Genomic DNA, 9,410 nt, shown 5'->3' with positions numbered 1-9,410 from the left:
TCTGCTTTCAGCACAGGTACAGCTATAAGCCTTCCGGACTGTATGGCGGTTGCCGCGATCTTCAGAACCCCGCCTTTTTCAATCCTTCCCGATAGAGATCCCTGTGCCATTCCTCCTTGCTCGGAATGAGCGACAACCATCTGTCGACATCGAAATCGGGATTGGTTTCGCGAACACGGCGCACCAGGAGGCGTGCCTCGTTCCGATGGCCGAGCATGGCCCAACTGGCGGCCGCGAGCCTGTCTGCGAGACTGGGATCGGCCATCTGGCCGATATGGTCCAGCGCGGTCTGGAATTGGCCGAGAGCGTAGTTTGCGCCGGCTGCCGTCCACAAATATGAATCCGGGTTTATGGGATTGAGCTCCATGGCATGCTGGATTTTTTCAAGGGCCAGGCGCGGCTGGGAGAAATGTACCAGCGTATCCGCGTGGTCGGCAATGACATCCGCATGATGCGGGCTGAGGGATTCTGCCATTTCCAGCGCCTCCACGCTTTCGTCGATCGATCCCCGAAAGAGCCTGACGACGCCGAGTTCACGATAACCGTCCGACAAGTCGTTGCGAATCGTGATGGCACGCATGGCAAAATCCTCCGCGGATTTCAGCAGTTCGTCGTCACCGCGGGCCGTCAGCAGCCATTCCTTGGAATAGGTGCGGGCGACAGAGCTGAGTGCAGGGGCGAAATCGGCGCTTTGGCGCAGGGCGGCTTTCAACTCCGTGCGGGCGCGACGCATGTTCGGCAAGGTCAGGCGATGGAGATATTGCTGCCCAACCAGATATCGATGGTAGGCGGCGGGGTTATGTTCGAAATATGCGCGCGTCATCTCATGACGTTCGACCTCGGCCGCGGCGGCAAGCACGATCTGGCGCGAAATATCGCGCTTGTTGCGAACCATATCCAGCTTGCCGAAATTGAAGCGCTCTGCCCAGACAACCTCGTTGCCCGGCAGCGAGATGAGCTGCGTAAAGAGCGAGAGATCGTTATTCGACCCGCTCAATTGGGTTTCCAGCACGTAGTTGATGTCGTAGCGCTCGAAAAGTGCGAGCTGATTTTCGCCTTGGCGGCTGATCTGAATGGCGGAATAGGGGGCGATGACCCGCAGGCTGTGCAAGGCGCAAAAGCCGAGGGTGATGTCTTCGATCAGTGCGGATGCAACCATGATCGCGGTGATGTCCTCGCTGTCGTTGCCGGGGGGCAGCAGGGCAAGGCGCGGTATGCGTATTACGGGCCGCATGGCGGTATCGCTCTGCGCCGCAGCGCCGATGCCATACGGGGATCGTGCCGAGCTGAGAGGCTTTTGCGAGTTCGGTGCCGCCGGCAAAGTTGCCGGCCACGACGGCGCAAGGTCTCTGCGTCGTGCGAACATGGCTTTGAGCTGTTCGAGGTTGCCTTCGATGTCAAATGCCTTCAGCAATATGCGATGCGTTTTCTCGTCCTGCGGTTCGGCTTCGAAAAGAAGGAGTGCGGCCTCCTTGATGTTCGCGGCAGCGCCTTCGGCTGCGGGCGAATTCACCAAGGCATCGAGCGCTGCCTTCAGCGCTTCCAGATGCCGCCGCCTTTCGCTCTCCCGCCAGTCGAGGAAGGCTCTGCTTCGGCAGTTGGCTTTCTTCAGAAATTTCGAGTGCAGGCTCCGGGCGAAGACCGCAAGGTTCTCTGCCGGAGTTCCGGGCGTATCAGTTCGCATCGGAATGATATCGCTGCTGACCGATCCGCAGGCGAGATGAATATCCGTATCGTCAAAGGTCAGGAATTCGGCTTTCAGGTCCGACTGTCTGCCCTTGATGCGTGAAACGAGTTTGCGCAGGTTTGCCAATGAGTTTGCTATGTCGCCTTCACCCCAAAGAAAGCGTGCCATGCTTGCCCTGCTGATGGATTTGTTATCGCTGGCAAGCAGATAAGCAAGTATCAGCAATGCCTTCTTCGGGAATGCTATTTGGCGTTCGGCACTATCCAGAAGAGCGATTTCTCCAAAAGTTCTAAGGGAAAATTTCATCGCGCCTTCTATATTGTTCTAGACATGTAACGCTTGTGGTCTTTTAGCATTTCAACGATTACGGGGTGGATAGACGTCGAAATGACGGTCGAATTGCTCCTATATATCTGCTGCAAGACATGAATATTTGCAATTCAACTATTGTCATGCCTCTGCTTTGAAATTTATTGTTGCGTGAAATCTATCGTGCGTGAGCTTTGTCCCGCGTGCGGGACCTGCTTGAGATGAGTGTCGATTTCACCGGCCCAGCCCTCCTGATGGAAGGAGCGTGCCGCGGTGGCCCATTCTGTTCGTCAGCTATCGGCCGCTGTCGGCGTGCCTTGATGAAATATCATCTGCCATCGGCCATCGATGCGCTGCCAGATCGAGCTTCGCAGGACATGCCGTGCGGCCCTATCCCCTGTTGCCGGGCGAATGCTTCGATATGTAACGAGGACAGCGTCAGGTGAAATTGGCCGAAAGGCATAATCGCGGGCTGCAATCGGCGGCGAGGGCGCTTCCGTCCTTTCCGCTGCCAGACGTATGATGAGCTCATTCCTGTCGGCGTAGATCGTCCCGGAACTGCCGAATTCGACAAATCCTTCCGCGAGGAGGTTTTCCGTGGCTTCTGAGGATCGCCGGATTTCAGGAAGATGCAGTTTCTCCTCGAGCCGGCGAATCTCTTCAAACTCGCTTTGTGAGACGTTCATGCAAACTACGGCCTCCATCCCCGGTGGGAGTGCGATGGTCATGCATCCCCGGATTGAGAATGTATCACATCAGCCGCTACAGAGTCCGTTCCTGCCTGATCTTGCGAGCTTGATCGTGATCGACCTGCCTGCACTCTTCCAGTTCGCTGGCGAAGAGTTCGGCGGCGTGACGGCCGATGTGCGTCTTGTCGTCCTCGATGACGGCTGCTATCCGCCGAAATAGTTCAGTCTCGAAATTGCCGATGCCGTTCAAAAGGCTGGGCCTTGCCAATCTTGCTCCCCCATCCAGGCGGATTGCCGAGACGTAGAACTCATCGGCATAGTCGTCTCCCGCCGATGTCAATTCAGCACGTCCATATAGCAGCAGCCCGGTTTCCCAGCGGTCGCAGAGACGAATGCTGAGCTCGTCGAACAAGTATTCGCAGGAGAAGGCATTATTGACCTGCATCCTTATCCTCTCGCGCCGGCGATCGATGCGGAGGATGTTTTCGCAGCCTCCAGACTCGGGATTTTGGATATGTCCGCGGAAGCCGGCATAATCATATTCGACGTTCCAGGCATGAACAGCATTTCCCTTCGGCGCCCTTCCAGGTTGAATATGCATATCGGCGGTCTGTCCGGTTTCGCTGACTTCGTGCAAGTTTTCATGCCTTGCGCGGGCTCATTCCTTTCAGTGCCGACGGCTCCTGAAAAGGACATTGCCAGTCGACATGAGGCGTGTCAACATCATTTATGTTCTTTTAACACCAATGATGTTCGAAGGCGATAAAGCTCCGTTTACTTGCGGGCAATATGCCCGCAGATGCGGCCGATGATCGTCAGCCGCTCGAGTTCAACGGTAAATGTTTCCAGCGCGGGATTGTCCGAAATGATCTTGACCTGGCTTGGCTGCGTGAAAGGCACGCGCTGAAGCCGCTTGATCTGCGGTTCGGAATAGCCGTCACTGATGGCGTAGACGGTATCCGTCGTCATCTGGTTTTGGGAGAGGTCGACGATGACACGGTCGCCCGGCATGTAGGTCGGCTGCATGGAATCGCCGACCACTTCCATGATGATGGTGTGGTTTGGCGAGGCCTTTGCCTCGTTCCGCAAATAGCCTGCGGGAATCAGCCATTCCGCGACGATTTTATGGCCAGCAACATTGCCGGAGCCGACGGGAAGGTTGATGACTTCGCCTATGATACCGCTTCCGGCTCCCAGCTTGACGTCCACCTCCGGCGTCGCGCCCGCCACCTGCGGCGTCCAGTGCTCGCGGCTATAGCTGTGTTCCTCGCCGCTTTCGGCAAATCCATCCTGGTCCTGTTCGTCGGGATCGAAGGATGTGACAATGGTCGGTGCCACGCGCGTCGTAGCGCGCGGCCCTTCTCCTGTCAGGAGATAGCCAGCCGTCGTGCCGAATTTCTTGGCGTAGCGATTGGCGATCTCGGCGCTGAACTCATTCTGTCCGTTTTCGTGCGCGCGATAGGTGGACAGGCTTACGCCAAGCGCCTCTGCGGCCTTCGTGGCCGATGGATAATTTGCGGCTTCGCGCGCCGCCTTCAGTCGTTCGCCCATGGATTTCTGCATCGTCCGACCCTTGCAAAATTTATGACATAAATAATGTTGACATTGGCATTATTATCAACATAATTTGTGTTTATCAAGATGCCTGCGCTGCAATTCGGCAGGCTCGTACAGGCGGTTTGAACGGATGTATTTGGGAGAAGACGGCATGACAATAGTTGGAAGAGGCGGGAAGGGGTCGTTTCGCGTGGGGTATTTCGACCGCTTCTGGGGCTGTCCCGGTTGCCGGCGTATCCTGTCGATTGCCGAAATTATCGAACGGCATTGCGAGGACTGCAATGCGTTCGTCCAGCCTGTGGCGATGGCTGATAGCGGCCTGCGGGATGAAACCCCCGCCCGCAGGAGAAACGGCCATGAGTGAATTGCTTCAGGGCTTTCTGGCTTGTGCAGGTTCGGCACTCTTTCTCGGCACCATGCTGATCGCGGTACGGGCGATCTTCTACGAATCGCAGTCCCGACACGATGATGAGAGCTACGGCGCGCCGGAGGGAGATCAACTCCACTTCCGGATATCCGAAGACGATATCGCTGATGCAGCGAAGCGGAAGCGCCGCATGGGAATGCGCTGACGATTGTCGGCGTCCTCGTTGAAACACCAATGGAAACTCAAGGAACAGATCCGGCTTTCGGCCGGAGGAGGCTGCCATGAACAAATTTCAAATCGGAACCGACGCCGTAGCCGGCGGTCATCACGGCTGGATTCGCAAGGTGCATCGAGCAACCAACGAAATCCTCAGGGATAGCCGTGGCGAACCGATCATCTTCGCCACGCAAGATGCGGCAAAGGCCGCTGCGGGCGAGGCGATGGTCGCCTATCTCAACACGCCGATGCTGCGCGATGGAGCAAGGGTTGAGGCGATCAGCAAAGCGGAGGCCTTCTTCAAGCCGAAACAGGCGAGCGTGACCGCAACCCGGGAGAGCCTGGCATAAGGCAACCCGACAATTGCAAAACTCAATGGCGAAAGGAGTTGCGTGGCTATGACCAAAGGTAGGCTGGATCTTCTTCTCGATGGTCTCGGCATCAAGCTGGTTCCGGTTCATCGTCGGCGCGCGCCCGCGCAAAGCCATGCGCGTGGAACGATGCAGGAAATCCGTGGGCGCTATGGCGACGGGCACCTGATCTTCGTGTTGCGTTGCATCCGGCAGACCGGAGGCAATCGTGACGAGCTCTGGTCGGATACGATCGGTGCGGTGTCCGATGTCTTGCTGCAGCGTCAGGATTGGGCGCTGCACCGACCGGGCGATCTGCTCGGCGCCTTCGACGATATCGCGCTGGCCGCGCTGCGCACCGATGCGGTGGCGAGACGGCCTTGGCCTGTGCGGGCGACATTGCGCACGCTGATCTATCATGAATTGGAGAAACGTCTTGATGCACCGATCCGCCTCGCAGTTTGACGATCTGTCCCATCGTGCTGCGGAAGTCGCAGACCTCAACCTCATCGTGCGTGCGCGCTTCATCGAGGCTGCCGATACGATGGTGCATCTTGATGTGCGCGGCGTTCACCCCGACAGAATGCGCACCCTTTGGCCAGAGGTTTTGCCCGAGCCGCTGGATCGCGCTGAAATCCGCGTACGCTATCGTCCGAGTGCTGCGGCGATCAGTCGGGCGGAGGAGGTTCTGCAGGAATGGTTGCGTGTTCATGTCAAGGATGAGGAACGGCGCATTCTGCTTTCGCGATGGTCCGTCTGCCTCGCCGCGCCCTATGTAGCGGGGTCCTTCCGGGATTTCTGCTCCCGAACGGGGCGGGTGCGCCGCACGGCGGAACGCCGAATCCAGAACGAATTTCAGGCCCTTGCCGGAGTGTTGCTCGCGTCCTCGCCGATCCTGCAGGAACCTGACTGGTCGCGCATTTCGACGATGATGCCGAATGCGCCGAGCGGTGTCGAGCGGGTGAAGCCGCCGGCACCCAGGCACGAAACGCACTGGCTGCCGGACGACGCAAGGCCCGTCTTCGATGCGGCAAGTCCCGAGCTTGCCGAACTGGCCAAGCGGCTGGAGCGCGGAAATCGCCGACGCGCCAAGATGAAGGCCTAAACAAAAGCGGCAATCGCGGTCTGAGCCCGCATTGCCGTTGCATTCATTTCGACAATTATCACCTATCGGGGACTTTTGGTCTCAAGCGCGAAAACGCCGCTTCGCCGGGTGCTTCCAACGTCCTCCCCGAAGTCCGTCACGGTATATTCCGCCAGAAGCCGCAGCCGTGATGTCGGCAGATGGGCACGCCATGGATCGCCGATCAGCACCGTCATAGCCTGCTCCAGGCAGCGATCGAGAAATGCGGTAACGCTTTCGGCAAGTGCGGCTTCGTAGAAAAGATCCCCGACGCAAACGACATCGACGTCGGGCGGCTCGCCTTTCGTCAAGTCGGCGGCGACAGGCTGAATCGATACGTGATTGGCGGCGCCATTCAGCTCGATAGCCACCATGGCATAGGGATCGACATCTGCGGCCCACACTTCCGCGGCAGCCGACTTTGCCGCCGCGATGCTTACTATCCCGGATCCGGCGCCCAGATCGAGCACGCGACGCCCGGCGACACTTTCCGGCCTGTCGAGAAGATAGCGCGCCAGCACCAGCCCGCCACCCCAATAATGCGCCCAATAGGGCGAGCCGAATTGCGGATCGCGCGCGGCGAGACGCCGCAAGCCGCTTTGCGGACCTGCTTTGTGCAAGCGGATTTCAGGAATGTCGGGAACGGGCAAAAGTGGAAGATTCGCGGCGATGAATCGGCCTATCCAATCGCGACTCTCCTCGTGGCCCGGGTCTCGACTCGATAGCTTGCCGTGCTTTCGTCTCTCAGGAATCTTCATAAGCCGCTCGGCTGCGTGCGCGCTGCGATCAACAAGGGCCGGTGAGACCGGTAGTTTCATGTCATCCGTGGCGATCCGCAGGAGATGAGCGGCGATCTTATTCACGGTTGTTTCCGCCTGCGAGAGAGCGGCCAGGATGTCCCGCGCATAGCTGTCAGAATCTTCGTGCGCTTCAAGCACGCTCTCAATACCGATTGGGTCCCAGTCCTGCAAAAGTATGGTACGAACTTGCTGGAGTTCGTCCTTCGGCTGATTTCGATCGTGCATCGCGGGCATTTCCTGAATGCAGATTGGGGTGAACTGCAGGTATTCTCCTTCAGTTCGTCGGACTGAACGTTGCGATATTCCCAAGTAATTTCAAAATGTTATTTTCGCCTTGCGTCAAAGCCGTCATTTCTTGCGGGAGGCTGGCTCATCAAGGGTGTCGCCAACCACGCCGAAATGGGGTATTCATTTTGGCATGATGAGAACAGTTGCAGCGACGCGCTGCCGACCGCAAGCGATGTTTTGAAGCGCTTGTTTTTCTTCAAAAAATCCATCGGAAATCTCAAGCATGTCCAATGCCGACAAGCCAGTCGCGCAACGCAAGCCGCGTGCGCGGCGACGCAAGGCCGTTCCCGCCGACGATACGCCGCTCGATTACATGTTGAAAGTGATGCGTGACGACGAGGCGGATCAAAAGCGTCGCGATGAAATGGCGAAGATCGCAGCTTCCTATGTTCACCAGAAGCCGAGCGAGCGCCCGGGGGGCGGCACCAAGGGAGGCCGGGGCCTCACCATCGACTTAACGAACGCCACGGATGAGCAGCTTGCCATACTCGAATCCCTCTTCGGTCCGCTTGCCGGATCCGGCGATAATAATGGCGGCGATCCGGGAGGAGAAGGCGAGGCGGATAGCTGAGCGCGAGCAGGCTGAGCGCGCCGGTCGGATCGCTGCGGATGCAGAGCGAATTCGTGCCGCCTGCCAGTCGCTGACCGGATTCGTGCGAGAGGCCTGGCATGTCATCGAGCCTGCCGTCGACTATGTCCATGGCTGGCATATCGATGCCATCTGCCGGCATCTGGAGGCAGTGACCTCGGGTGATATCACGCGTCTGCTCATCAATGTGCCGCCGGGGACGATGAAGTCGCTCCTTTGCGGGGTCTTCTGGCCGGCATGGGAGTGGGGGCCGAAGGACAAGCCGCAGATGCGCTATCTCGGCGCATCCTATTCGGAACATTATGCCAAGCGCGACAACAGGCGCATGCGCGATCTCGTTGCGTCCGAATGGTATCAGGCGCTTTGGGGCGATCGGGTCAAGCTGACGAGAACCGGCGAGATGGCTTTCGCCAATACCCGCACGGGCTCGCGTCAGGGGGTGCCGTTTTCAAGATTGACCGGCGGCCGCGGCGATCGCGTCATCATCGACGACCCGCATTCGGTCGATGGGGCTGAATCGGAGGCGGAGCGCCTTTCGACGGTTCGCACATTTCGCGAATCCGTACCGACACGCCTCAATGATCCCCAGCGCTCGGCAATCGTCGTCGTGATGCAACGACTTCACGAGGCGGATGTGTCCGGCACGATTCTGGCGCTCGGGCTCGGATACGAGCATCTGATGCTGCCGATGGAATTCGAGCCGGAGCGCCGGTGTGAAACTTCGATCGGATTTGTCGATCCGCGAACCGAGGAGGGCGAACTGCTCTTCCCGCAGCGGTTTCCGCGCGCGGTGGTCGAGCGGGACAAGATACCGCTCGGTTCCTACGCGGTGGCCGGTCAGTTTCAGCAGCGGCCCGCACCGCGTTCTGGCGGCCTGTTTCAACGCGGCGACTTCGAAATCGCCGAGGCGGTGCCTTCGGGCGCAAAACGGTGCCGAGCCTGGGATTTCGCCGCTTCGAAGGCTCGCCCCGGCCGCAAGCCGGACTGGACTGTCGGCTTGCGAATGGCCTGGGCCGATGATGTTTTCTATGTCGAGACCATCGCCCGCGGACGCTGGTCGCCCGCCGACGTGGAACGCAACTTGAAGAACATGGCATCGCAGGACGGTCCGACCGTGACGATCCGGATGCCGCAAGACCCGGGGGCCGCCGGTAAGGCAGATGCCGAAACGAAGATCAAGCTGCTCGCGGGCTTTCCGGTGAAAGCCATATCGCCGACCGGTGACAAGGCGACACGCGCCAAGCCGGCATCGGCTCAGGCGGAAGCCGGAAACGTCAAGCTTTTGCGCGGGGACTGGAACGAGGCGTTTCTCGATGAGATCTGCGCTTTTCCGAATGGGCAGTTCGACGATCAGGTCGATGCTTTCGCCGATGCTTTGAACGAGCTCGCGTTGAGCTCCTCTTTCAGCTTCAGGAACTTCTAGGCCCGCCTGGCG

Annotated in this window: 12 protein-coding genes; 7 read left to right on the top strand and 5 right to left on the bottom strand. The window is 58.8% G+C overall.

Translation table 11 applies throughout. The features are described 5' to 3' along the window. Positions 1-61: 61 nt before the first annotated feature. The 4 genes from ACJJVH_RS09170 to ACJJVH_RS09155 form a co-directional block, all read right to left on the bottom strand. Positions 62-1,855, bottom strand: coding sequence for a hypothetical protein (locus tag ACJJVH_RS09170; protein WP_412063747.1), 1,794 nt, complete (start codon positions 1,853-1,855; stop codon positions 62-64). 431 nt (positions 1,856-2,286) lie between these two features. Further along, complete coding sequence (locus tag ACJJVH_RS09165; RefSeq protein ID WP_113385817.1) at positions 2,287-2,682, bottom strand: DUF4440 domain-containing protein; 396 nt, start codon at positions 2,680-2,682, stop codon at positions 2,287-2,289. Positions 2,683-2,758: 76 nt separating this feature from the next. After that, a complete protein-coding gene (locus tag ACJJVH_RS09160) occupies positions 2,759-3,322 on the bottom strand; it encodes a hypothetical protein (protein ID WP_412063746.1) in 564 nt (187 codons plus the stop codon). 137 nt (positions 3,323-3,459) lie between these two features. Beyond that, positions 3,460-4,248 (bottom strand): XRE family transcriptional regulator, encoded by a 789-nt coding sequence (locus ACJJVH_RS09155; protein ID WP_412063745.1) that lies wholly within the window; start codon positions 4,246-4,248, stop codon positions 3,460-3,462. Positions 4,249-4,393: 145 nt separating this feature from the next. On the opposite strand from ACJJVH_RS09155, the gene ACJJVH_RS09150 reads away from it, so the two are divergent. The 5 genes from ACJJVH_RS09150 to ACJJVH_RS09130 all read left to right on the top strand — a co-directional run bounded on the left by ACJJVH_RS09150 (position 4,394) and on the right by ACJJVH_RS09130 (position 6,280). Next, positions 4,394-4,606 (top strand): hypothetical protein, encoded by a 213-nt coding sequence (locus tag ACJJVH_RS09150; protein WP_412063744.1) that lies wholly within the window; start codon positions 4,394-4,396, stop codon positions 4,604-4,606. Continuing rightward, positions 4,599-4,814: a hypothetical protein gene (locus ACJJVH_RS09145; protein WP_412063743.1), complete on the top strand. Its 216-nt coding sequence runs from the start codon at positions 4,599-4,601 to the stop codon at positions 4,812-4,814. Before ACJJVH_RS09150 ends, ACJJVH_RS09145 begins: the two co-directional genes overlap by 8 nt. A 76-nt stretch (positions 4,815-4,890) precedes the next feature. Then, complete coding sequence (locus tag ACJJVH_RS09140; protein ID WP_112803603.1) at positions 4,891-5,175, top strand: hypothetical protein; 285 nt, start codon at positions 4,891-4,893, stop codon at positions 5,173-5,175. Between the two features lie 48 nt (positions 5,176-5,223). Further along, complete coding sequence (locus ACJJVH_RS09135) at positions 5,224-5,640, top strand: hypothetical protein (protein WP_113405586.1); 417 nt, start codon at positions 5,224-5,226, stop codon at positions 5,638-5,640. After that, the gene (locus ACJJVH_RS09130) at positions 5,615-6,280 is read left to right on the top strand and encodes a DUF6362 family protein (protein ID WP_113405585.1); all 666 of its coding nucleotides are present in this window, start codon (positions 5,615-5,617) and stop codon (positions 6,278-6,280) included. Before ACJJVH_RS09135 ends, ACJJVH_RS09130 begins: the two co-directional genes overlap by 26 nt. A gap of 62 nt (positions 6,281-6,342) precedes the next feature. Here the strand turns inward: ACJJVH_RS09130 and ACJJVH_RS09125 are convergent, their stop codons facing one another. Next, on the bottom strand, positions 6,343-7,056 hold the full coding sequence (locus tag ACJJVH_RS09125; protein ID WP_412065153.1) for a class I SAM-dependent methyltransferase: 714 nt from the start codon (positions 7,054-7,056) through the stop codon (positions 6,343-6,345). A gap of 553 nt (positions 7,057-7,609) precedes the next feature. On the opposite strand from ACJJVH_RS09125, the gene ACJJVH_RS09120 reads away from it, so the two are divergent. After that, on the top strand, positions 7,610-7,957 hold the full coding sequence (locus tag ACJJVH_RS09120; protein ID WP_112803597.1) for a hypothetical protein: 348 nt from the start codon (positions 7,610-7,612) through the stop codon (positions 7,955-7,957). Next, a complete protein-coding gene (gene terL, locus ACJJVH_RS09115) occupies positions 7,917-9,398 on the top strand; it encodes a phage terminase large subunit (RefSeq protein ID WP_412063742.1) in 1,482 nt (493 codons plus the stop codon). The genes ACJJVH_RS09120 and terL overlap by 41 nt, the downstream gene beginning before the upstream one ends. Positions 9,399-9,410: the final 12 nt, after the last annotated feature.

This window comes from Rhizobium sp. SYY.PMSO (assembly GCF_046840415.1).
GTDB lineage: Bacteria > Pseudomonadota > Alphaproteobacteria > Rhizobiales > Rhizobiaceae > Rhizobium.
The sequence above is the reverse complement of the archived record's forward strand: the minus strand, read 5'-3'. Positions and strand labels throughout refer to the sequence as shown.